The sequence below is a fragment of the Amycolatopsis sp. DSM 110486 genome, from assembly GCF_019468465.1.
Lineage (GTDB): Bacteria > Actinomycetota > Actinomycetes > Mycobacteriales > Pseudonocardiaceae > Amycolatopsis.
The window spans coordinates 8,682,022-8,704,429 of record NZ_CP080519.1 but is presented as its reverse complement, the minus strand read 5'-3'; the positions used below and the strand labels follow the sequence as shown (position 1 = coordinate 8,704,429).

The 22,408-nt window shown below is 66.4% G+C and carries 22 protein-coding genes and 1 pseudogene; 11 read left to right on the top strand and 12 right to left on the bottom strand.

The features are described from left to right. Positions 1 to 632 precede the first annotated feature (632 nt). From K1T34_RS54020 to K1T34_RS42085, 4 genes and pseudogenes are all read right to left on the bottom strand, one after another. Entirely contained in the window at positions 633 to 1,187 is a 555-nt protein-coding gene (locus tag K1T34_RS54020; RefSeq protein WP_255637898.1) for an IS5 family transposase, read from the bottom strand. After that, positions 1,135 to 1,542, bottom strand: coding sequence for a transposase (locus tag K1T34_RS54015; protein ID WP_255637899.1), 408 nt, complete (start codon positions 1,540 to 1,542; stop codon positions 1,135 to 1,137). Before K1T34_RS54015 ends, K1T34_RS54020 begins: the two co-directional genes overlap by 53 nt. 68 nt (positions 1,543 to 1,610) lie before the next feature. Beyond that, a complete protein-coding gene (locus K1T34_RS42090; protein WP_220239888.1) occupies positions 1,611 to 2,903 on the bottom strand; it encodes an IS256 family transposase in 1,293 nt (430 codons plus the stop codon). Between the two features lie 101 nt (positions 2,904 to 3,004). Then, positions 3,005 to 3,697: pseudogene (locus tag K1T34_RS42085) on the bottom strand (integrase core domain-containing protein); the annotation flags it as partial. A gap of 359 nt (positions 3,698 to 4,056) precedes the next feature. On the opposite strand from K1T34_RS42085, the gene K1T34_RS42080 reads away from it, so the two are divergent. From K1T34_RS42080 to K1T34_RS42070, 3 genes are all read left to right on the top strand, one after another. After that, the gene (locus tag K1T34_RS42080; RefSeq protein WP_220240232.1) at positions 4,057 to 4,971 is read left to right on the top strand and encodes a LuxR C-terminal-related transcriptional regulator; all 915 of its coding nucleotides are present in this window, start codon (positions 4,057 to 4,059) and stop codon (positions 4,969 to 4,971) included. A 198-nt stretch (positions 4,972 to 5,169) separates the two neighbouring features. Next, positions 5,170 to 5,349, top strand: coding sequence for a hypothetical protein (locus K1T34_RS42075; protein WP_220240231.1), 180 nt, complete (start codon positions 5,170 to 5,172; stop codon positions 5,347 to 5,349). Further along, positions 5,346 to 5,615 carry a hypothetical protein gene (locus K1T34_RS42070; RefSeq protein WP_220240230.1) on the top strand — a complete coding sequence of 90 codons (270 nt, stop codon included), beginning with the start codon at positions 5,346 to 5,348 and terminating at the stop codon, positions 5,613 to 5,615. The genes K1T34_RS42075 and K1T34_RS42070 overlap by 4 nt, the downstream gene beginning before the upstream one ends. 464 nt (positions 5,616 to 6,079) lie before the next feature. Here K1T34_RS42070 and K1T34_RS42065 read toward each other — a convergent pair whose 3' ends face one another. Next, positions 6,080 to 6,742: a TetR/AcrR family transcriptional regulator gene (locus K1T34_RS42065; RefSeq protein WP_220240229.1), complete on the bottom strand. Its 663-nt coding sequence runs from the start codon at positions 6,740 to 6,742 to the stop codon at positions 6,080 to 6,082. Positions 6,743 to 6,813: 71 nt separating this feature from the next. On the opposite strand from K1T34_RS42065, the gene K1T34_RS42060 reads away from it, so the two are divergent. Beyond that, positions 6,814 to 7,665, top strand: coding sequence for a class I SAM-dependent methyltransferase (locus K1T34_RS42060; RefSeq protein WP_220240228.1), 852 nt, complete (start codon positions 6,814 to 6,816; stop codon positions 7,663 to 7,665). A gap of 354 nt (positions 7,666 to 8,019) precedes the next feature. On the opposite strand, the gene K1T34_RS42055 is transcribed toward K1T34_RS42060, so the two are convergent. Continuing rightward, entirely contained in the window at positions 8,020 to 8,403 is a 384-nt protein-coding gene (locus K1T34_RS42055; RefSeq protein ID WP_220240227.1) for a hypothetical protein, read from the bottom strand. A 537-nt stretch (positions 8,404 to 8,940) separates the two neighbouring features. Beyond that, on the bottom strand, positions 8,941 to 9,900 hold the full coding sequence (locus K1T34_RS42050) for an NADP-dependent oxidoreductase (protein WP_220240226.1): 960 nt from the start codon (positions 9,898 to 9,900) through the stop codon (positions 8,941 to 8,943). An 83-nt stretch (positions 9,901 to 9,983) separates the two neighbouring features. Between K1T34_RS42050 and K1T34_RS42045 the strand changes: the two genes are divergently transcribed. Next, positions 9,984 to 10,544: a TetR/AcrR family transcriptional regulator gene (locus K1T34_RS42045; RefSeq protein ID WP_220240225.1), complete on the top strand. Its 561-nt coding sequence runs from the start codon at positions 9,984 to 9,986 to the stop codon at positions 10,542 to 10,544. A 513-nt stretch (positions 10,545 to 11,057) separates the two neighbouring features. Here K1T34_RS42045 and K1T34_RS54010 read toward each other — a convergent pair. The 4 genes from K1T34_RS54010 to K1T34_RS42025 form a co-directional block, all read right to left on the bottom strand. Next, positions 11,058 to 11,600, bottom strand: a complete 543-nt coding sequence (locus K1T34_RS54010; protein ID WP_255637963.1) for a hypothetical protein — start codon at positions 11,598 to 11,600, stop codon at positions 11,058 to 11,060. Between the two features lie 378 nt (positions 11,601 to 11,978). Further along, complete coding sequence (locus K1T34_RS42035; RefSeq protein WP_220240224.1) at positions 11,979 to 12,254, bottom strand: DUF402 domain-containing protein; 276 nt, start codon at positions 12,252 to 12,254, stop codon at positions 11,979 to 11,981. A 399-nt stretch (positions 12,255 to 12,653) separates the two neighbouring features. Further along, on the bottom strand, positions 12,654 to 13,010 hold the full coding sequence (locus K1T34_RS42030) for a hypothetical protein (protein WP_220240223.1): 357 nt from the start codon (positions 13,008 to 13,010) through the stop codon (positions 12,654 to 12,656). 565 nt (positions 13,011 to 13,575) lie between these two features. Next, the gene (locus K1T34_RS42025; RefSeq protein WP_220240222.1) at positions 13,576 to 13,992 is read right to left on the bottom strand and encodes a DUF6223 family protein; all 417 of its coding nucleotides are present in this window, start codon (positions 13,990 to 13,992) and stop codon (positions 13,576 to 13,578) included. 219 nt (positions 13,993 to 14,211) lie between these two features. Between K1T34_RS42025 and K1T34_RS42020 the strand changes: the two genes are divergently transcribed. The 3 genes from K1T34_RS42020 (at position 14,212) to K1T34_RS42010 (ending at position 16,417) form a co-directional block, all read left to right on the top strand. Beyond that, complete coding sequence (locus tag K1T34_RS42020) at positions 14,212 to 15,324, top strand: sensor histidine kinase (RefSeq protein WP_220240221.1); 1,113 nt, start codon at positions 14,212 to 14,214, stop codon at positions 15,322 to 15,324. After that, positions 15,321 to 15,977 (top strand): response regulator transcription factor, encoded by a 657-nt coding sequence (locus K1T34_RS42015; RefSeq protein ID WP_220240220.1) that lies wholly within the window; start codon positions 15,321 to 15,323, stop codon positions 15,975 to 15,977. The genes K1T34_RS42020 and K1T34_RS42015 overlap by 4 nt, the downstream gene beginning before the upstream one ends. Positions 15,978 to 16,162: 185 nt before the next feature. Then, entirely contained in the window at positions 16,163 to 16,417 is a 255-nt protein-coding gene (locus K1T34_RS42010; protein WP_220240219.1) for a hypothetical protein, read from the top strand. A 447-nt stretch (positions 16,418 to 16,864) separates the two neighbouring features. Here the strand turns inward: K1T34_RS42010 and K1T34_RS42005 are convergent, their stop codons facing one another. Beyond that, positions 16,865 to 17,038 (bottom strand): hypothetical protein, encoded by a 174-nt coding sequence (locus K1T34_RS42005; protein ID WP_220240218.1) that lies wholly within the window; start codon positions 17,036 to 17,038, stop codon positions 16,865 to 16,867. Positions 17,039 to 17,871: 833 nt separating this feature from the next. Here K1T34_RS42005 and K1T34_RS42000 point away from each other — a divergent pair. The 3 genes from K1T34_RS42000 (at position 17,872) to K1T34_RS41990 (ending at position 22,338) form a co-directional block, all read left to right on the top strand. Then, on the top strand, positions 17,872 to 20,673 hold the full coding sequence (locus K1T34_RS42000) for an alkaline phosphatase family protein (RefSeq protein WP_370643513.1): 2,802 nt from the start codon (positions 17,872 to 17,874) through the stop codon (positions 20,671 to 20,673). A 236-nt stretch (positions 20,674 to 20,909) separates the two neighbouring features. Further along, positions 20,910 to 21,269 (top strand): hypothetical protein, encoded by a 360-nt coding sequence (locus tag K1T34_RS41995; RefSeq protein WP_220240216.1) that lies wholly within the window; start codon positions 20,910 to 20,912, stop codon positions 21,267 to 21,269. A gap of 109 nt (positions 21,270 to 21,378) precedes the next feature. Continuing rightward, the gene (locus K1T34_RS41990; RefSeq protein ID WP_220240215.1) at positions 21,379 to 22,338 is read left to right on the top strand and encodes a hypothetical protein; all 960 of its coding nucleotides are present in this window, start codon (positions 21,379 to 21,381) and stop codon (positions 22,336 to 22,338) included. Positions 22,339 to 22,408 lie beyond the last annotated feature (70 nt).

The following is a 22,408-nucleotide window of genomic DNA, read 5'->3' as shown; positions in this document are numbered from 1 at the left end:
ACCGCTCGCTGAGCGGCCTGGCCACATTCCGATACCCACCACGGCGTATATGTTGCGGGCAACAACATATAGGCGGGAAGAGGGTTGGTAAAGAGCAAAGCAGTGCCGACGGGGGGCCTGGAGTCACCAGTTCGCGCGCCGACGCGTGCCAGATCTGCGCCGCAGCCTCGCGCTGTCCGTCGGCCAAGGTCCGGACCAGGTCGCCGGCCGCAGGGCGCGCTGCCGATGCCACGCAACAACGCCTTCGGCAGCAACGAGATTCAGGCTTGCCTGACGACGTCGTCCGAGCCTGAAAAGAACGCCACCGCGAGGTCGAACTCGGCGACGCCACGGTGCGGCCCCGCAGCGACCACCTGAGCGTTCTGGGCTTGGTCCGAGCGTTCTACCTCGACATTCATCAGTCACAGGCGGCCGTAGCTGTTCAGCCGCAATGAGCGAGCGAAAAGCTTTGAGCTGGCCAACCGCTCCAACAGGACCACACCCGCTGCGTGACGAGACAGCTCCTCGTCAAGCTCAGTCAGCGCAGCGCCACTGCGGTCAGGACATCTTCCAACCCGGTCATCATGGCTCCAGGACGGCCCCATCTTTGTCCAAGACACAGGTTTGAACTCCGCGCCAGGGTATCCGACCCCCTAGGGCATGTCTGACAAAGCCTTGGTCCAGGTGATCACGGCATGGAGGACTACTGCGGAGCGGTAGACGATGGCCAACTTGTCGAAGCGGGTGGCCAGGCCGCGCCATTGTTTGAGCAGGTTGAAGCCGCGTTCGACGACGTTGCGGCCTTGGTAGTCGACCGGGTCGAACGCTGGTGGGCGGCCGCCTCGTGAACCCCGCCGTGCGCGGTGCCCGACCTGATCGGCAGGTTCGGGGATCACGGCGGTGATGCCGCGGGTGCGCAAGTGCCCGCGGATCGCTCGCGAGGAGTAGGCCTTGTCGCCCCGGACCCGGTCGGGACGGGTGCGCGCCCGGCCACGCCCCATTCGAGCGACGCGCAGATGTCGCATCAGGTGCGGAAACATCGGCGCGTCCCCGGCTTGGCCGGGCCCGACCAGAGCTACCAGCGGCCGCCCGTTGCCGTCGACGAGGTGGTGAACTTTGGTGCTCCAGCCTCCGCGGGAGCGGCCGATCGCGTGATCAGGCGGCTCGGCGAGCAGATCCGTGTAATTCGACCCAGCCCCCCGTGACACGCCTGACGTTGGTGGCGTGCTGATGCGCCCGCGCGATCGTGGAATCCACCGACACCGCCCAGTCGATCTGCCCGGCCGCGTCCGCGGCGGTGAGCAGCCGCTGCAGCACCATGTCCCACGTGCCGTCCCCCGCCATCCGGCGATGCCAGGTCCAGATCGTCTGCCACGAACCAAACACCTCGGGCACGTCCCGCCACGCGATCCCACACCGATATCGGTAGACGATCCCCTCCACCATCGCCCGCGCATCCGAAAACGGACGACCCCGCTTACCGGTCCGCGCCGGCAACAAGTCTTTGATCAACGCCCACTGCTCGTCTGACAGCAACTGAAACCGCGACACGACCGACAGCATCCCAGCTGCCACAGACGATGTTTGTCAGACACGGGTCTATCCCGTGATCGGTGTTTCCGGCGGGTCGGTCAGTAGGTTTCGGCTCCCGGCCAGCGGTCACCGAACGTGATGGCGAACGCGTTGATCACGGGCTTCCAACGCATTGTCCACCTGGCGCGCCCGGTCCCCGTCGGGTCCAGGCTGCGTGTCACAAGATACAGACACTTCATCGCGGCCTGCTCGGTGGGGAAATGCCCGCGCGCACGGATCGCCCGCCGGTAGCGGGCGTTCAGTGATTCGATCGCATTCGTCGAGCAGATCATGCGCCGAATTTCAACATCGTAGTCCAGGAACGGTACAAACTCTTCCCACGCGTTGCGCCACAGTCGAATCATCGCACCATACTTTTTACCCCATTTCTCGTCGAGTTCGTCCAATGCGGCAAGCGCCGCGTCAGGATTGGGTGCGGTGTAGATGGGTTTAATATCCCTCTTGATCTCGTCCCAGTTCTGCCGCGCCGCCAACCGGAACGTATTGCGGATCAGGTGAACGATGCACGTCTGAACGATGGTTTGCGGCCACACGTTCGCAACAGTCTCCGGGAGGCCTTTGAGACCGTCGCAGACGAGGAAGAACACGTCACGAACGCCCCGGTTCTTCAGGTCGACCAGAACGCTCATCCAGAACTTCGCGCCCTCGCCGCCGACGCCCATCCACAGGCCCAGCACGTCCTTGTGCCCGTCCACGGTCACGCCGATGGCCGCGTAGACCGGGCGGTTGGCGACCTGCCCGTCCCGGACCTTGACGTGGATCGCGTCAATGAACACCGCCGCGTAGATCACATCGAGCGGGCGGCTGGCCCATTCCTGCATCTCGGCTATCACTTTGTCGGTGATCCGCGATATCGTCTCCTTGCTCACCGACGCCCCATAAATCTCACCGAAATGCGCGGCTATTTCGCCAGTGGTCATCCCTTTCGCATACAACGACAACACGATCTCGTCCACATCGGCAAGCCGACGCTGCCGCTTCTTCACGATCTGCGGCTCGAACGTGCTTTCCCGATCCCGCGGCACCTCGACCCGCACCTCGCCGACTGCGTCCGAGATCACGGTCTTCGGCCGACTACCATTTCGCACATTGGTCGATTCCCGGTCCGGGTCGACCTGGTTCTTCTCGTGCCCGAGGTGCTCGGTCATTTCCTCGTTCAATGCCGTTTCCAGCACGTTCTTGGTGAACAGCTTCAGCAGCCCGTCCGGGCCGGTCAACGCCAGCCCACGCGCCTTGGCCTCGGCCACCATCGCCGCCGCAGCGGCCTGCTCCGGCGACAGCTGCGCCGGCTTCTCGTCACGCTTGCGTCGACTCACAAGGTCCGATGTCATCACTCACAGTGCCCATCCCGCCGGACCTCAGCCCGGCGTGTCGGGCCGGAAACACCGATCTTGGAACAGTCCCTCAGACACGCCCTAGGTGTATTTGGCCATCAGGTTGGTGGCAGTCGGCTGGTGGGTGGGTGTCCGCCGAGTGCGCTGTGGCGGCGTTGAGTGTTGTAGTGCTGGAGCCAGGGTGCAAGGGCTGCGGCGCGTTGGGTGTTGCTGGTGAAGGGTTGCCGGTAGGCCCATCGGTTTGCAGGGTGCGGTCGAGTTCGACCTTCCCGTTCTGCCAGGAGCAATAGGGCTTGATGGACTTCTGCCGGATGCCGTGCTCGGCGCAGATCTCGCGCAGGGAACAGCGATGGGCCCAGGCGTTGCCGGTCATCGGCCGTTCGATGCGGGTGATGCCGTGATGTGCGAAGTAGGTGATCGCGCGGTCCAGGAGGCCGGCGCAGGTTGGGCCTTTCTCGTCCGGGAGGATTTCGGAGTAGGCCAGCCGGCTGTGGTCGTCGACCAGGGAGTGGACGTCGTCGAACCCGATCTTGACGCTGCGGTCGCGGTTGGCTTCCCGCTTGGGCCCGGCCGTGGGCTCGCCGGCCGCCGTCGTCGGGGATGCGGCCGATCTTCTTGAGGTCCATGTGGACCAGCTCGCCGGGCCGTTCCCGCTCATACCGCACCGACGTGGTGGTGCTGGCGCGGATCAGCAGTCCGGTGATCGGGTCCAGTGCGGCCAACCGCGGAACCCGGTGGCGGGCCAGCACCCGCGACACCGTCCGGGTCGGCACACCCAGCTCGGCGCCGAGCCAGGCCTGTACGGCACCTCGACTGGTCGGACGCCCTCGTGTGTTCCCGGACGCGAACAACACATTGCGCGTGCTGCGATACCTGTGCGACCTCAAGTGGACACCCTGTGTGGCCCGCCCGGCTGGCCCGCCGCGCACCAGGCAACCGACGAGCTCGCCGACCGTGCCGATCGGGTGCTCCGAGTCTGGCCCGGCGACGCCGAGGTGATTCCGTAACGCGCGCAGTGGCGCCGCCTCGCCCACTGCGTTCGCTTGCTGCTGAAATGCCGACCATGACCGCGTCGGCTGCCCGAGCGCGAGCAGCTCGACCTGTGGGCCGCCACCCACTGCCGCGAAGCCACCGAGATCAGGAGATCCCCATGACTGCAGAGCCTGAAACGAAATCCTCGTCACTGCCGACCGCGCGGCGGCACGACTACATCGCTGTGCTGCTCGTGACCGCCTCCGCGCGTGAGACCGTGCGCGCGAAGCTCGACCGCGTCGCCCAGGCGACCGAGCCGGACAGGCTTTACCGTATTCAGCATTACCGTGTGGCCCCGCTCAGAGCGGCGCCGCAGGACGAGGTTGCTGAGCAGCTGGGCGCGCGGGAACGCGAGGTGTTGAAGCTCGTCGCCGACGGCCTGTCCGATTCTGCGATCGCACGCGCCCTGTGCGTATCCACCGAGACGACCAAGGCGCACATCACCAACACTCTCCGCAAGCTCGGCTCGCACGACCGCGCGAACGGGTCCACCTCGCACATAAGCGCACGCTCCTCGACGGCGCCCAGTGACGGCCGCCAAGGAGTGTGTCGGGACGCCCCGCCGAGGTCTCGCGCGCGTGGTGCGCCGACGTCGACAGCGAGGCGCACTCTGAGATCGATCCTGGGGCTTCGGCGGTGCCTGTGCGCAGACTTGCAAGGCGTGCGGCGAGACAAACCGGCGGACGCCTTCTACGTCGTCCGAAAGCCGGCACGCCTGGTACCGCGCGGGCTGCCGCATCGTATGACCGCCGCTACCCAGCCGTTCCCGATGCGGCTGTGGCAGTGCATGAACAGCGTCGCCACGAGCCTGTTCAGTGGCTTCGCGGCAACGAAGGAGCACGAACAGGGCTGTTGCTCGAATGCCCTCGCGAGTGAGCACCCGGGCACCGTCTGGACGGCCGCTATGGGTGGCTGCGCATCCTGCGCCGTCCTCGGGTGCCGAAACCGGTTAAGCGCGTGGCGTTCGCGTGGCTCCCTGCGCCGCCCGACGGACGTGCGTCGTCTGGCTTGGTGCTCCCGGACGCCGGAATGACCTGCCGCACGAAGGTCTGAGCCGACGGCCGCCACCGTCCAAGGCCCTGTCCTCGCTCACGAACGATCCATCGACACCACCAGCCCGCGTCGCCGCCGATCCCTCTGCTGCAGACCCAGCGAACCATGCCCAAGCCCAGCCGCCGCAGTGGCCCCCGCCACACCCATCCGCAGCAGCCGCCCGCCCACAGGAGATCCCGTGTCCCCCCAGCAGACTCCATCAGGCCAGTTGGCGATTTCGCGTCGCGAAGCCGTGCTCATCCCCCTGGTGCTCGCGGTCGTGCTCGTCGCAGGCACCTCCGGCCTCGCAGATGCGTTCCTGCTCGTCGTCGCCGTCCTGTTCTGGTCCACGCTCAACCTCACGGATCAACAACCGTGAGCTACCGGCCCCTTGCGCGAAAACGAAAACCCGACCCAGAGCGTGTCCTCAATGCGGCGGATTTGCTCGATGCAGCAGATCTTCTCTCAGCACGCCACGAAGAAGGACCTTCTCGCAAAGCGTCCGCCGTTGCGCGACGACCTGATCCGCTGGACTTCACCGCCGGCGCCCCGAACGTGCAATTGCTGACCGACATCACCGGGCATCCCGCCGGCGAGGACGATCGATGGGCCGGGCCGGTGCCGGTGGTGACAACGCTGCCTTGAAATCGTTCTTGTTGCTGCGAAAAGAACGTTCTCGACACCACCAAACCTGCCCTGCGCGTTCACTGACTTCGCCACCTGCCCCCGCCGGCCCGACTTCTTCGGCAAACACGTGTCCTCACGTCGAATCCAGACCACGGTGTACGGCACGCCCGTCCGGCCGCAATCACCATGAGTTGCCCCTTAGGGCGTAGCCCGTGGTTACCCACCGCCGCCCTCCCCCGCGTCCTGCCGCTGTAGTCGCATGGCGCGCGGCAACAGAAACCCCTGGCTCATCCCTGCAACGTTCGCAGGATACGACCGCCGGAGGCTCAACCCCAACCACGTACCGAAGCCCGGCACGACGGCCCTAATCCGGTCAACGGTTTGGCGCCGGCACCGGCAGCTGTGGCTGAGCAGCCCGGCGCTGCTCGTGCGCGGCATCGCCCAGGTCGGCCAGGGCACCGCGTCCCTGGTCGCTGACCAGGTCACCCCGCTCGACCTGAAGAGTCTGGCTTCAGCGGTGCGCACAACTGGCCGCTGAGAGTGTCGAAAGCCCAGCGCTCCCAGCTCTCTGGTGACCAGCCGCGATCGCGGACCAACACCAAGTACAGCTCGGGGCTGAGCAGCCCGAAGAGAACATCGGCCACGTACCCCGCATCCGAACCGGCGCGGATCCCCGGTTTGGTCACCAGCGATCGGGCAGCGGCAGCGTGGACGGTGAACCTGGGGTCGGCCTCGCCGCCCCACAGCGCGGCGATCTGGGGGTCGGCGAGCGCGGCGGCGCGCAGCATTTCGAGGATCGGGGCCACCCGGTCCAGGATTCCGCGCGTGCCCCGGACATGCAGGCGCAGCTGATCGGCGGCGGTCTCCTCCGCGAGGGCGTCGCGGAACCACGGACGGTCCATCGTCGCGACGGGCTCCTGGTCGCCGGCGATCGCGACGTCGGCCAGCTCCTTGAGCAATACACGCTTCGTGCCGAAGGTGAAGTAGATCGTCTGCACCGCGACCCCGGCCCGGTCGGCGACCTCCTGGAGCGCCGTCGCGCCGTAGCCGCGCTCGAGGAACAGATCCCGTGCGGCGTCCAGCATGCGCATGCGCGTCTCCCGAGCCTTGCGGGCTCGCGTTCCCCCGTCCTTGACCTCGCTCATGACTAGAGCTTAACTCTAGTAGAAATCACTAGATGGAGACTCTAGTGAGTGGTCTAGCGGTGGAGGATTCCATGCAGAACATCGCCAACACCGGGCACGCCGACGCGTGGAATGGCTGGGAGGGCGTCCACTGGGCCCAGAACCCAGCCCGCTACAACGCGATCGTCGCCGCGTTCACCGACGAGTTCTTTCAAACCGCCGCCATCGGGGAGGACGACCGCGTCCTCGACATCGGCTGCGGCACTGGCCAGGTGACTCTGCAGGCAGCACGCCGGGCGTCCCACGGACACGTGACCGGCGTAGACCTCTCGGCGCCGATGCTCGACCGCGCTCAGGCCGACGCCGCGCGAGAGGGAATTGCCAACGTCGAATTCGAGCAGGGCGACGCCCAGGTCCAGGGATTTCCCGAGCGTGCCTTCGACCTCGCGATCAGCCGCGGCGGGGTGATGTTCTTCAGTGACCCCGTCGCCGCCTTCGCCAACATCCGCCGCGCGTTACGGCCACGCGGCCGACTCGTCTTCATGGGGCCGCAGGCAGGTCGCCCCGACAGTGCCTACGCGCGCGCCACCTCCGCGCTGAATCCGCACCTGCACAGCCCGTCGCCAGCCGCACGCGGGATGGGCTCCCTGGTCGACCCAGCCCGCATTCGCGCAGTACTCGACCAGGCAGGGTTCACTGACGCGAACATCAGACCGGTCGAGGCACTCATGGACTACGGCCACGACGCCAGCGATGCGGCCGACTTCATCCTCAGCCAGGGACCGGTGCGGTTCAATCTCCGAGGAAAAGACCAACTCGCTGTCGACAGCATCCGCGACGAACTGCGGACCGGGCTCGCCGCCTACGAAACCTCGACCGGAGTCCGCATCCCGGGCGCGGTCTGGCTCGTGGACGCCGCCCGCCCGCACGGCGAACTCGGCTGATCCCCACCGAGGCCACCCCGTAGTCCGATCAACGGTCTGGCGCCGGCACCGGCAGCTGTGGCTGTCCAGCCCGGCGCTGCTCGTGCGCTGCATCGCGCAGGGTCGGGCAGGGCACCGTGTCGCTCGTCGCCGACCAGGTCACCCCGCTGGACCTGAAGAGTCTCGCCGCGACGTCCCACGACTTTCGGTGACCGTTCTCAGGGACTGCTGCCCGTGTAGGGTCTCGCGGCTGATGACGTAGTCGTACGAGCGATGTCGCACGGATGTCGTATGCGAACCCGGATGATGGCGTCGGCCCTCCACCCGATCGACGGCCGCCAGGAAGTCGACCTCGGAGACGCCGCGGAGCCCGAGTCACCAAAGGTGCAGGAAGTCCCGGACGTCATCAAAGCCGTCGATTGCCCGCCCGTCCACGTCTGTCGGGTCCGCCTCAGCACGCGCCGCCAACGACGCTGCCAGCGCCACGGCCTCATCGCTGAGACAACCGAAACGCCGAGCGGCATGTCCCAAGCACAGGCCGGCCAACCCGAGCAAAGGGCTGCCCGACACGGCCCGCGTCCCGACCTCAACGCACCAGCGCTCGACGAACGACTGCTCGTCGTCGTTCAACGCGGTTCCGACCAGCACACTCGCCGCCTCGGGCTCAAATACCCGGTTCCCGAGCGCTCGCTCCAACTTTTCGACGACCACATCGTGCGCCAGCGCAGCAGGGTTCTCGAAACGTCGATGAGATCGCACGCCACGACCTTACGTACTCCCCCGACCGACAAGGTCGCGACCCGCGAGATGTCACGCTCGGCGAGAACCTACAGCCCGCCGGGGCGTCCCAGCCCCGGCGGGCAGCAGCGGCTCACACGTGAGGGAGTGGCTCGAGGGCGGTGGGCCTCAGCCGCTGCCTGTGACCTGCAGGGCGAGCCCGACTATCGACCAGCGCGATGACTCCCTCCATGGTGGGCTAACAATGGATGCTTATGTCCGCGAGTTTCGATCGCACTTGTTCGTGGATTCTGAACGCACATGTTGATCGCCTGTCATGATCAATGTCGCCGAGTTTTGACCGCACTATGCATTACTCGTGATCAAGTCTGGCCGCTACTTGACGCCTCTTCAGATCATTCGTCATCCGCTTCGCACCGGGCGCTCCACCTGTCGTTTCCTCGTTGCAGGGCCACCACATTGCCAGTCGTGGAGCGACCGACAGCAACGCGGAAGTGGAACAGATTATCGCGCTGATGACTGGCGAACGCTGCGTTCTCGAACGGCCGGTATGCGGCCTTAGAGGGCGTTTTGTTCGGGGAGCAGGACGAGCTTGCCGCGGGGGTGGCCGGACATGCTGAGTTCGACAGCGGACCGCCACTCACCAAGTGGGTAGGTGCGTGCGATCGGGATAGTGAACGCGCCGTCGGCTGCGAGCGCGGCGTAGTCGGGCAGGAACGTGTCGGCTGGTACTGGATCGGTGGCGTGGTCGAGGTTGACCCGCGCACCGAGTCGCCTCGCCTCGTCGTGGTTGCTGATCGTCATGACGCGGTGCGGGTTCCCGGTGATGGCGATGAGTTCGGGGATGGATCCCGCATTCGGCGGCGGAGCGTCGAATACGAAGTCGACCGGGCCACCGGCCAGTTCGCGCACCCGATCGGCCATCCCCGCGCCGTACGACGTGACCTGAGCACCCAGGGCGGTGAGCTTCGCCGCGTAGGTGGGGCCGGCGGTGGCGATGACCCGGACGCCCCGGCGAAGGGCGATCTGGGCGGCGGCGAACCCGACCGTCGCGCCGGCGCCGTTGACCAGCAGTGTGGCCCCGGGCGCGACGTCCATCGCATCGAGGGTCCAGGTGGCGGTTTGCGCGGCCATCGGCAAGACGGCAGCCGCGACGGGTTCGAGGCCCTCGGGCACGCGATACCAGCTGTCGAGGATCGCGACGTCGGCGGCGCCCGCGCTGGGCTGCGTGAGGAAGTCCGCCGTCCCGAAGACGAGCTCGCCGATCGCGGTGTCGTCGACGTGCTCACCCACGGCGTCGACCACTCCGGCGACGTCGTAGCCGATGCCGCGCGGCAAGTTGCCCGGCATGAATCCGCGGCAGAGCTCCCAGTCGGCAGGGTTGAGCCCGGCCGCGGTCACCCGCACACGGACGCGGCCGGCGCCGGGGTCGGCGATCTCGACACGCTCCTCGCGCAGGACGTCGGCCGGTTCGCCGTATTCATGGAAGCGGATTGCGGTAGCGGGAACGGGACTCATCGGTTCTCCTCCGAACGCCTGTAGTGGCAGTCACTGACACTACAGGATAGCGGCAGTCACTGACATTACGTAGAATGCAGGGCATGCCGAGAGATGGATCGCAGGCACGCGCCCGGCTACGGGCGGCGGCTCTGGAGCTGTACCGCGAACGCGGCTACGACGAGACGACCACCGCGCAGATCGCCGCGCGGGCCGGGGTGACCGAGCGAACCTACTTTCGCCACTTCGCCGACAAGCGCGAGGTGCTCTTCGACGGTGAAGCGGAGTTGCGCGCGATCCTCGTCGACGCCGTCGCCGCAGCGCCGGACGACCTGGCACCGCTGCCCGTCATGGTTCGCGCGTTCACCGCCGCGGTCCCGCTCGTCCTCGCCAACCGCGCGGTGGCACAGCAGCGAGCGGAGGTGATCGCCGTGACCCCCGCCCTACGGGAACGCGCCTACGCCAAGACCGCCAGCCTCGCCGACGCCCTCGCCGACGCCCTCACAGCGCGCGGGATCACACGACCGACAGCACGACTTGCAGCGCAGGTCGGGATGGCAGCCTTCGACCGCGCCAGCCGGTCCTGGGCCGACGACCCCAGCCTCGACCTGAACATCCTGATCGCCCAAGCCGCCGACGAGGTACTCACACTCGGCAGCACCTGAACCTCCTTGACCTGCAACGGCTGATGCTCGACCTGTTCGCCGCGATCAAGGCGATCATGCAGCTGACGTCCACCGATCAAGGAAGGCCGGAACCTGTCCCCAATGAACGGCATCCTGGCAGACGATGGAACGCGCACATGGGCATTTCCGGACACTCGGTTGCCCTTACCCATGATCGGTCCACACGGCAGATCTGGAACACGTTCTCCCGATGAATCACCTGCCGTTGGTGGTCCACCGGCCGGCAACGCGGTGATCCCGCAACAGTTGGCAACCGGGACTGGCTCCTTCGTGGCAGCCAAAGGCGGAAAGGAGCGAGGAAAGGTGGAGCGCGCCCGCCGCACGAGCCGGGGATCGAGCGCGATCAGGCCTCACGAACACAAGCCTCCCCACCGAACCGGGTGCGATCGGTTGTCACGGAGAAACGCGGTCGCATCTCGGCGGACAAAACCAAATGGACACGCCCGCTCCCACGGGAGCGGGCGCTGGGGGCGCATCTAGCTAGCAGTCTGGTCACGAACCTACATACTTGTGATACGCAGCAACCCAGTCCGTCGTGATCGCTTGCTGGGCGGTCGCCAGAAGGACCTGTCCCGAACAGACCAAGACCTTCAACTTCGTTTCGAGTCGATCTTTGTCTGACGAACTACCCGTGAACGTCGCGGACGCGTCCGCGACGACTTGACCTGCGACATCGGAGCTATTCACGCCGCCAGGGCCAGATGACTTGGTTTCGGTGCCGTCCTTGGTGTGCGCGGCCTGGGTGCCGGAGTAGGGCTCGGGCCACAGGTTCTTCGGATCCCGGGGCGCGCCGCCGAGCTCGAGTGGCACCATGTGGTCTTCCTCGTAGTCGGCGATGCCCTGCACCTTCAGAGGGTTGGTGTACGACGTGGGCGGGCGGACGGTGGCGGTCCAGCCGGACACGCAGATCGTGCTGTGGATGTTGGACTGGGTGACGTCCGGGTTGTACGTACCCGGAGTGCAGCTCGAATAAGGCAGCGGCAGACGGGCCGTGGAACAGGTCGCGGCCACGGCGACACCACCGGTCACGATCACGCCACCACCGGCGAGAGCGACAGCGGCGAGGAATTGCGGTGACCGAGCGCACGGCTACGCGCATGGGGAACCTCCGAAGGCAGTCCCCGGGCCGAGTCGCCGGGGCTGTGGACATCGCACTTCATCGGCCGCGACCAGGAGAAGAACCACCAGCGTGAACACCCCGTGTCAGCATCAGATCACGGACACGAACTTTCCCGATGTCAACAGCCGGATGGCCCACGACCATCGGAGCGAACCACCCGGCGCCCTCCATAGCGGGCACACCCGTGAGCACCAAGCCTTGCGGCCCGGGCGGCTCGCGACTTGACGTGCCGCGTCGAGCGGCCGCAATGCACACCTCGGCCCACACGAGGGGTAACGGGACATCCTCTGGACTCAGCCGGTGACCTCGACGATCGATCCGAGCGGCATCGGCAGCGCGGCGAGTCCGGCCAGCCTGCGGGGCGGGAAGTAGCTCCATTCGGCGCGGGGGAAGCGGTGGGTGTGCAGGTGCAGATCCTGGAACCGTTGCCAGCGCCGCATTCCGTCCACCGCGGTGGCCAGGTCGAGCTGGCCGGCGTCGATCGCGTCGGCGAACTCGTCGAGGTCGAGCAGCCTCTGGTGGCGTCCGTCGGCGGGCACCATGACGTCCAGGTACAGGTCGCGCAGCACGATCCGCCGGGCTCGATCGTCACGTGCAGGAGATCGACGTACCAGGTGGCCGGTGCGGGCAGGTCACCGTCGACCCCCACGGTGGTGCGGCCGTGGGTGTCCCGCACCCGCTGCCAGCAGGGCTGGGCCATGCCCACTTCGAGATCCAGGAGGACGAACACGCGCTCCAGTCGGGTGCGCCCCGGCCACGGCTCAAACTGCTGCGGCAGCTGGAATTCGTAGGCCAGCGTGTCACCGTCGCGGACCCCGGGCAGTGGTCCGACCAGTGGCACCGGGTCACCATGGTCGCCCCGCCAAACCTCCACCTGCTCCATGGATCTTTCCTACCGCACCTGGCAACCGGGAATCCGTCGTCAAGATCAGCGAATTGCCGGCTGACTGCGCGATCTACTCCACCACTCAGCTGTTCGCGTCCACGGCGCCGGGCAGCGCATTGACGGACCCGACCGGCGTTAGGCGCGCAGTGCCCGACGCAACGCGGCGGCCGAGGGCGCACCCTGCATCCGGCCGTCGTCGCCGCGGTACAACCCGGCACGACACGCTCGGCTCCAGCCCTGGTTCAGCGAAGGGGTCGACTCCGTCGATCAGCACGGTCGGCGACCCGGTCATCCCGACAGCACGTGCCATTTCCACGTCCTCGACCACCCGATAGGGCCACTCGGTCGGCACGGCGTGGCCAGCCAGAACTTCGGTCAGGCACTGCTCCAGCAGCGCAACGTTCGGGCAGTCGGGCACGTGCAAGATTTCCAGCAGCACGCGTTCCTCCGTGCATGTCCGGTAAGACGACGCCTGATTCCGCGGTGAGCCGGATGGGAGAGCGGATCGCGTCCGGCCGCGGCGCACCGCCGGTGCGCGGTGATGACGAGGCCTCGCCAGCGTGGTCGCGCAATCGTGACGGGTATCCCCCACCCGCGCAACGTCGGGCAGCAAGTCGAGCACGTGGCCCCAGCTGAAACTGGTAGAGCATCACGCCATCGCTGGACGCGCCGTCGGCGTAGATATCCACCTCGCGGCCGTCGGACACGGTCGCGTACCGGAAGCGATCTCAGGAGGTGGCAGGGAGGTGTCGCGCGCGTCGAAGCTGCTCCACCGGGCGGTGACCAGCTCAGCCGTGCACAGCTGCCACCGGTGGTAGGGCACTGGGGTTCTGCGGCTGGCCGATGGCGTCGACCAACTCCCGTACCCGGCGGTCGCTGTGTGCGAGTTTCGCGCATGCGCAGCCAGCGCCGCGGGTCGCCGGCCAACCGCACGAACGGCGGTGAATTGGACCTGTCGGTCGTCGACTGCCGCGGCGGTACATCAATGCAGTGATGTATGGCTCTCAGGCGGTGTGGCGGGAACGAGCCGCCACCAGTCCGCCGAGGACTATTGCGAGCAGCCCCAGCACCAGGGCGGCGGCGCCACCAATCACGCCGTTGCCAGTGCCGGGGCCGCCGTCGGCGACGGCCAGGTTCAGCGCGCCGACGACCACGGCGGTCAGTCCTGACGCCAGGGACACGATGGCTGCTCTCTTCCCGCCGCTGCCGATACGACGGAGAGAGCGAGCCAGGGCCCGCCCGCCGATGACCGCTCCGACTAGCCCGAGCAGCGCGGCCGCGGTGGCCCACAGACGCGCGGCGGTCAGGGTGTACGCGCCCACGTCGGCCGACTGGAGCGAGACCTGCGCGGCTGCCGGTGTGGCAGCGAAGACAATGCCGAGCAGAGCGGCTGCTGCGGCGACTACGTAGCGGGCGGGCATGAGGTGCTCCTTCTCTGCCTGGGACTGGACGCCACCTGATCATGTCCGCTGGACCCACCGCCGGTCGTCGTGCGAACGCGGACAATTCACGCTGCCGCCGGTGCAGTAGCCGCCTGCTGCGGACGCCGCACAAGCCGGCGACGGTACTGCGGACGCGGTAGGCCCTTGACCGTCTGTTTGTGGGAGTCGCACGCGCGAACATCCGGCTAGGGTTCACGCATGCGCAGGGGATGGATCGTCGACGGGGTGATAGCCGCCGGTGTGGCGGCGAGCCTGCTGGTCGCCGGGCTCTCCGAGCAGCCCACCGCGACAAGTCACGACCCGCTGGGCTATGTGCTGCTGGTGGCCGGCGGGCTGGCACTAGCCGCGCGACGCCGGGCCCCGGTCGCCGTGCTGGCGGTGACTGCGGTGTGCGCGGTGGGATACCAGGTCGTCGGTTTCGCAGTGCCCGTTGTCGCCTACCTGTTCGCCGTGTACACCGCGGTGCGGGCGGGACATCGCGTCGCCGCGGTGGTGGCTTCGGTGCTCATGCTGGCCGCGGTTCCGCTCGCGATCCTGGCTTCTCCCCACGGTTGGCCGGTGGGCGAGGCGTTCACGCAGTCGCGCGACGTCCTGCAGTTGGCTTGGCTGATCGCCGCTGGGGCGGCGGGCGAGGCGCTGCGTCAGGCGGAGTGCCGGGCCAACGAGGCCGAGCGCACCCGGGAGGAGACCGCGCGGCGGCGCGCCGACGAGGAGCGGTTGCACATCGCGCGGGAGCTGCACGATTCGCTCACCCACCAGATCTCCGTCATCAAGATCCAGGCCGAAGTCGCCGTCCACCTAGCCCGCAAGCGGGGCGAAGAGGTGCCGGACGCGCTGCTGGCGATCCGGGACGCCGGCCGTGACGCGGCCCGGGAGCTGCGCGCGACCCTGGAGGCGCTGCGCGACGATGCCACGAACCCACCTCACGGACTCGACGACGTCGCCGAACTGGTGCACCGGGCCCGGACCGCCGGCCTGGACGCGCAGCTGACGATCGAGGGCCACTGCGACGACGTGCCGGCCGCGGTGGGCCGGACCGCCTACCGGATCGTCCAGGAGTCGCTGACCAACGTCGCCCGGCACGCCGCCGCGGCCACCGCGTCGGTTCGGATCGACTACCGGCCCGGGGCACTGGTCATCAGGGTTGACGACGACGGTCAGGCCACTGTGGACACCGCGCCGGTGCCGGGCGTCGGCCTGCTCGGGATGCGCGAACGCGTCACGGCCCTCGGCGGCCACCTCAGGGCGGAGCCCCGGATCGAAGGCGGCTTTAGCGTTCAGGCGGAACTCCCCGTGGACCACTCGGCATGATCCGCGTCCTGCTGGCCGACGACCAACCACTCATCCGCAGCGGGTTCCGCGCGCTCCTCGAGGTCGAGGACGATATCGAGGTGGTCGCTGAGGCAGCTGACGGCCGCGAGGCCGTGGCACTCGCCAAGGAACACCTGCCTGATATCGCGCTGGTCGACGTCCAGATGCCGGACGTCAACGGCATCGAAGCGACCCGTCGCATCGCTGCGGACCCGGCGCTGGCAGCGGTGCACGTCGTCATCCTGACCAACTACGGCCTGGACGAATACGTCTTCGAAGCGCTGCGCGCCGGTGCGGCCGGGTTCCTGGTCAAGGACATCCGGCCGGAAGACTTCCTGCACGCCGTGCGCGTCGCCGCGCGGGGTGACGCGCTGCTTGCGCCGTCGATCACCCGCAAGCTGATCGATCGGTACGTCACCCAGCCGCCCACCACCGGAGCGGGGCTGGCAGACCTGACCAACCGCGAGCGCGAGGCAGTCGCCCTGGTCGCAGCGGGCCTGTCCAACGACGAGATCGCCGCGCGAATGGTGATCAGCCCGCTGACTGCGAAGACGCACGTCAACCGAGCCATGGTCAAGCTGCATGCCCGTGACCGCGCGCAGCTCGTGGTGCTCGCTTACGAGTCCGGCCTGGTCGCCCCGCACAGCCCCTGACCCCCCAAGCCCTGCAGACCTGTGTCGCCGGTTCCCTGTCTCTGCGTGGTCACGAGCCACCTGCGATCTGGAGGATGCCAACTGACGCCTGACGTCACACCCGCGTGCGCGCGACCTCAGCATCGGACGCGACGATGGCGGCAGGTAGGTGGTGATGGTCAACTGGCGTCGGCCATGCTGGTTGCATGACGTCCCACAGTCGCGCTGCGAACCCGCAGGGGGACCGGAAGCTCCTGCGGTGGCAGCGCGCTCACCACGCCGCCACCATGCTGCGCCACAACGCCGTCGCGGCAGTAGCGCCCGACCTGTCGACACCGCCTGCCACGAACGCCGCGCCCGTGTTGAGCTTGCTGATCTACGCAGAGGCCGAAGGACGCGGCTGCGCCCCCAGCGGCGTCGACACCGCCGCCCCGATCACCAGGACCGAACAGGAAGGCTGACATGCGTCTGCTTGTCACCGGAGCAGCCGGATTCATCGGCTCCCCCTTTGTCCGCCACTGGGCGTTATCCCGCGTCCGTCCGTGCGGCGCGTACCCGACCGTCCAAGCGGATGGATAGTGGGTGGTAGACGACCACCACCTGGTCGCTCGCCACCAAGCCGGTCCCTTGAGCCACCTTCGAGCGACCCGTGGCGAAATATTACCCCGCCGTGACCACCGCTCCGGCTCCAGGCACTTGCCGAAGGCGTTTGTCGTGCGGTCAGCAGTCGGTCGCGGAGCGTCTCGTTCCGATGGCGTCGATGGTGGAACGTGAAGTTCCAGCGCGGCCTAGCTCATCGATCAGCGGGTACTCCACCGTGGTCGGCGAAGTCTTCGATCGCGTAGGCGGGGGCGGGGTGGGTGTTTCCCAGCCTGGTGCGGACTGCTGCTGGGCAACAGCGGGAGAGGTCAGCCCTGCGGTCGACTTGCGGTCGGCGACGGAGCCGAGGCAGGCGACGCGGTGAAGCCGGCCGTCAGCAGCAGCACGGCCAGCATCGCGCCGCACGACACCTTGAACGCCTTCATTCCGGCCAGCATGGCCTGCTGTGGCGATGGCAAGCCGAACACGTTGCAGGTGGTCAAGGAGGTCAGTTTCGCGATCGCTGTCCGGCGGGCCTGAAGCCACCGGCGACCAATCGCCGAAACAGCAAAGCGATGAGTTAAACAGGTAATCTAGAAGTTAAACAGGTAAGGTATGGGCAAATTGTTAGCTGGCCGAAAAAGTCGTAGACGGACGCTGTCCTGCCGCGTCACCGATAACCGGATTATCGCACCATTTCGGACACTAGACCCGCCTACGAACCCTGACTGATTATGATCACCTGATCAGGACTTTACAAATTCTTTGGCAATTTCGATTGTTTTTCTTACCATTCGAGCCACGCGAGCAGCATCGTGATCAATTTCTGCCAGCAGTCCGATGAACACGCGAAATTGGTTCATTCGATGTCATTCGTACGTTACCCAAGGTTCACCGGGTACGCCCTGTCCATGCATGGAGTGAAGTTAGGTTTCTTCAAGCCGCTGATCACATTAGAGGGTCCAAATGCATAAATCCGCTCGTAATGCGCGGAGATCAACAATCGTTTCGACGAGGTCGTCGCCGGTGCCAGGCTGAACCTCGATGTCGAGGAATGCCAAGTACCTGATCTGGTCGCGCCGGACGAGACCGGTCAGACGACGCCGGGACGGGTGCTGTTCGCGCTGCGTGGCCGATCGCAGCGACCTGGAGGCCCCGGTCGCGAAGTTCAGGTGATCTGCAGCTTCCGCGGTCTGTGTCACAACGGGTGGTGCGCCCGACCCTCTGTGGGAGTTCGGAATGTGCCATTTCGGCGCTCCGGACGATCTGCCGGCCCCGGTAGAAAGGGATAGGTATGCAAGTTACGAGACAACGCAGGCAAGGCTCGGGAGTCCGGTTGGGGCTCTCGCGCCGGAACGGCCAACGGTTCCGCATCGTGGTGGCCGGTCTGGCCGGTGTTCTCACGATCGGCACGGGAGTGGCCGCAGCCACCACAGTGCCACTGGGCGACAACCAGGTCGGTACGCAGTACCGCAACGGGCTGCAGGTCGCCGACGACCAGCTCATCAACCCGATCGGCGCCCGGTTGATGACCCAGTTCGGCAAGTTCATGGGCTCGACGGTCAGCCCCGATGGGCGGTTCCTCGCGGCGACCAGCACCGACAAGTCGGTGGCTCTGCAGGTCTTCGACCTGAAGAGCTACAAGCTGATCTGGACGGTGGGCACCGCGTCCGGGGTCAACCAGAAGCTGTCCGACGGCACCGTCGGGCAAGAGGGGCCGACCTACTCGCCGGATGGCAAGTTCCTCTGGCTGCCCGAGCAGGACGCCATCACCCGATTCCCGGTGAACGCCGACGGCACCTTCGGCACGCCGACCCGCTTCCCGATCCCGACGTCGGGCACCCACCTTTCGGGTAACGACCGCAGTACGGTGGCCAACTCCGCACTCGTCGGCCAGCTCAAGTACTCGCCTGACGGCTCGACCCTGTACGCCGCGTTCAACGGGCAGAACACGGTCGCGGCGCTCAACCCCGCCACCGGCGCGGTCGAGCGGACCTGGAACGTCGGCATCGCGCCCCGCGAGCTCGCCTTCGTCGGCAACACGCTCTATGTGAGCAACGAGGGTGGCCGCCAGGCCCAGGCCGGCGACACGACGATGGACTCGTACGGCACCCAGGTGCCCGCCAACGGATCCACCGGCGCCTCGACGACCGGCACCGTCAGCGTCATCAACACCGCGACCCCGGGAGCGGCGGTCGGATCGATCGCGGTCGGGCTGCACCCCACCGCGATGTACGTCAAGAACAACGCGCTGTTCGTCGCCAACACCAGCAGCGACACCCTCTCGGTCGTCGACGCCACCAAGAACCAGGTCGTGCAGACGATCGACACCAAGCCGTGGCCGTCGTCCGATGTCGGCTACGAGCCCACCGGCATGGCGCTGACCGCCGACGGGCACCTGCTGGTGACCCTCGGCCGGGCGAACGCCGTCGCGGTCTACCGCTATGACGGCGCACCGAAGCAGCCGGTGAGCTACATCGGCCTGCTGCCGACGGACTACTACCCGTCGGACGTGGCGACGGTCGGCGGCCAGGTCGTGGTCACCAACACTCGCGGTATCGACGCGCGGGGCCCGGGCATCACGACGTCCAAGGGACAGGGCACCGTCCCGGTGACCGGCCACGACACGCACAGCACCACCGCGTCGCTGACCCGTTTCACCATGCCGAGCGACAAGGACATCGCCGGCAAGTACACCGACACGGTGTTCGCCCAGAACGGCTGGGGCAAGAACGACGTCCAGCAGTCCAACGGCGGCAAAGCGGCGGCCGTGCCGGTGCCGGCCCGGATCGGCGATCCCTCGACGATCAAGCACGTCTTCCTGATCATCAACGAGAACCGCACCTACGACCAGATCCTCGGCGACATGAAACAGGGCAACGGTGATCCGACCCTGACGCAGTTCGGCGCGCAGACCACGCCGAACCAGCACGCGCTGGCCACGCAGTTCGGCCTCTACGACAACACCTACGACCCCGCGACGAACTCCGCCGAGGGCCACAACTGGCTCATGGAGGGTGACAACCCCGAGTACACCGAATCCTCGGCCGGTGAATACCAGCGCAGCTACGACACCGAAGAGGACGTCCTCGGTCACCAGCGTGCCGGTTTCCTGTGGACCGGGGTCGAGGCCGCCGGCAAGACGGCCAGGAACTACGGCGAGTTCGAGTACATGGAGGGCAGGCCCTCCGGCAGCTGGCAGCAGTACTACTGCGCGGCCACGAGCGTCCAGAACGGCGGCGATGCCGGCCAGCTGACCGCGCCCGCGCTGAAGGGTACCTACGGCTCGGCGATCCCGTCGTTGAACGCGATCGCCGACCCGCAGTCCCCGCCGTTCGACCTGTCGATCCCGGACGTCTACCGCGCCCAGCTGTGGAAGCAGGACTTCGAGAAGAACGGTCCGGCCAACTTGAACATGGTGTGGCTGTCCAGCGACCACACCGGCGGGCCGACCACTTCGGAGTCGGGCGTGGCCGACGGCGACCTCGCCATCGGCCAGATCGTCGACACGATCTCGCACAGCCAGTACTGGAAGGACTCGGCCATCTTCGTCGTCGACGACGACAGCCAGGACGGTGCCGACCACGTCGACGGACACCGCGCCCCGGTCCAGGTCATCAGCCCGTACGCGGTGCACGGCAAGACCGTGAGTACCTACTACTCGCAGATCAGCATGGTCCGCACCATCGAGCAGATGCTCGGAGCGCAGCCGCTCAACGAGAAGCTCGCGGCGGCCACACCGATGGTCGACGCGTTCACCAACAAGCCCGACTACACGCCGTTCACCACGGTGCGGAACCAGGTTCCGCTCACCGAGGGCATCGCCACCGCGCCGTCGTGCGGTCTCGACACCCTGGGCCAGACGGGCGCTGCGGCGGCCGCGCTGAACAAGGCCGAGGCGCAGAAAGTCGCGGTACCGGCGGACATGCAGGCCACCGCCGCCGCGTGGCAGACCTGGCTCGCCGGCCAGCACACCACCGGCAACGGCGCGATCCCGGACTACTCGAACCCCGAGCAGATGAACCGCTACACCTGGTACCAGGCCCACCAATGGAAGACGCCCTACCCGGGCGACACGAAGATCTACCCACCCAACCAGGTGCCCGGCGCCTACCTCCCCGGCCCCGACACCAACTGACGAGTCAGCACCAACACCTCGACAGCAGCACGACGCGACGGCCCGCCGGACACCCGGCGGGCCGTCCGCGTTCCGCCTGGATCACCTTCGCTCGAGTGATGGATTAACGTCGTGAACATGAATCCGCTGGACCTGTCGGTAAACCGGAGTCTCGGGTCGCAGATCATGTGGCAGCTCCGAGGCCTCAAGCCAGGCACATGCGTGATATCAGTGATGATCTGTTGAGAGGACTTCGGATGTTCCAACGTTTCCGCGCCGAGTACGCCCCGCTCCGGGACGCGGTTCCGGCTGGCTCGACGTGGCAGCACGAACGGCTCGTCGGCGTCGAGGGCTACCTCGACTTCGCTTCGGAGTTCGCCGGAGCGACCTTCGGAGGCGGACTGTACCGGGTCCACGACCACACGTCTGGCACGCAGGCGTTGACGCTGATCGCGGAGGCGTTCTCCGAGTATGCGACTCGCGTCTGCCCGTTCGGCTACGACTGGCTCGGGCGGCAGTTCGCCGTCGACTCCGGCCGCACCGTGGATGGGCAGCCGCAGGTCCTCCTACTCGAGCTGGGAACGGGCGAGGTTCCGAAACGCTGGACGGTAGGCTAACGCCCATGGCGTCATCGGCGGGTTCTCGAATTTTCACGAAGCCGACTACGGGTTCGGTGTCGTGTATGGTACGTTTCTAATTACAAATAACTCGGCGGAGTGGCGCGATGTGTATCGCGACTCGCTGGCGGGCTTCGATAGTGGGGTTTACGCCATAGAGAATGTTTCAGCCGTATGTCGTGCAATTAATCAATGGTCTTACGCTAACGGATTTGTAGGCGCAATTCCTACATTCGAGCAGACTGATCACGGTTCGGGAGTAGTTCTTGGAGTTCTTATTCTGCGACCGGAGACGACGCAATGGCGCGATGTTCCGATTTCAATCATTGGTGCCCAAGATGTGATGGACATTCCTGCAATGATGAGGGGGGCGAACGACTACGCTATCGCAAATGGATTCAGCGCCGGGTTTCCAACATTTGAACAGGCCGACCATGATGCGGGCGTGATTGTCGGGATTAACCTGTTCAGCGTAGGTGTAGTCACGTGGCAGGACATCTTTGCCAATATTCTCGGCATGTACTCGAATTACACCTTTGAGGGTGGATTCACCGATGGAGAAAGAGTAACGGTACTGGAGCGATGGGGGGTCGCTTATGCGCGCCTGCAGGTCTGTAATACGTTGGGCGCCACTGATAAGGTAAGAATTGATGAAGCGTTTCGAAGGTCGATCAACCATACCCTCGGTGCGCCTGCTGGCGCCAATGCGTCCGTGCCGTTTCCTGGCGCAAGCGCGGTTGAATTAAACCGCGGAAACTTCTTCAGTTTGATAGCACGCGAGCAAGCGCAGACCCTGGTGCATGAAATGACGCACTGTGCCGGTTTTCACCATCCCGACCGGCGGGACTGTCCGCCCGGAATTCCTCCAAAGTGTGATAACCCTGGCGACAATGGTCCATACTACGGCACAGTCGCCCTTCAATCGGAGTTGTGCATTGCTGGAAGTCAGAGCGATCTATCATGTGCAAGGGCGTTGAACAATGAGGACGAAATCGGCTCAGAATTTGCATACCGTCGTGCTGCAGCCTTGAAAGCCCCGGGCCCTGATGGACAGATCGACTCACTATGAGTCGGCTGACGCGACCGCAGAGAGCCGTGTGCACACTCGGTGACCTGGGGACTCCTGAGGCCATTGCTGC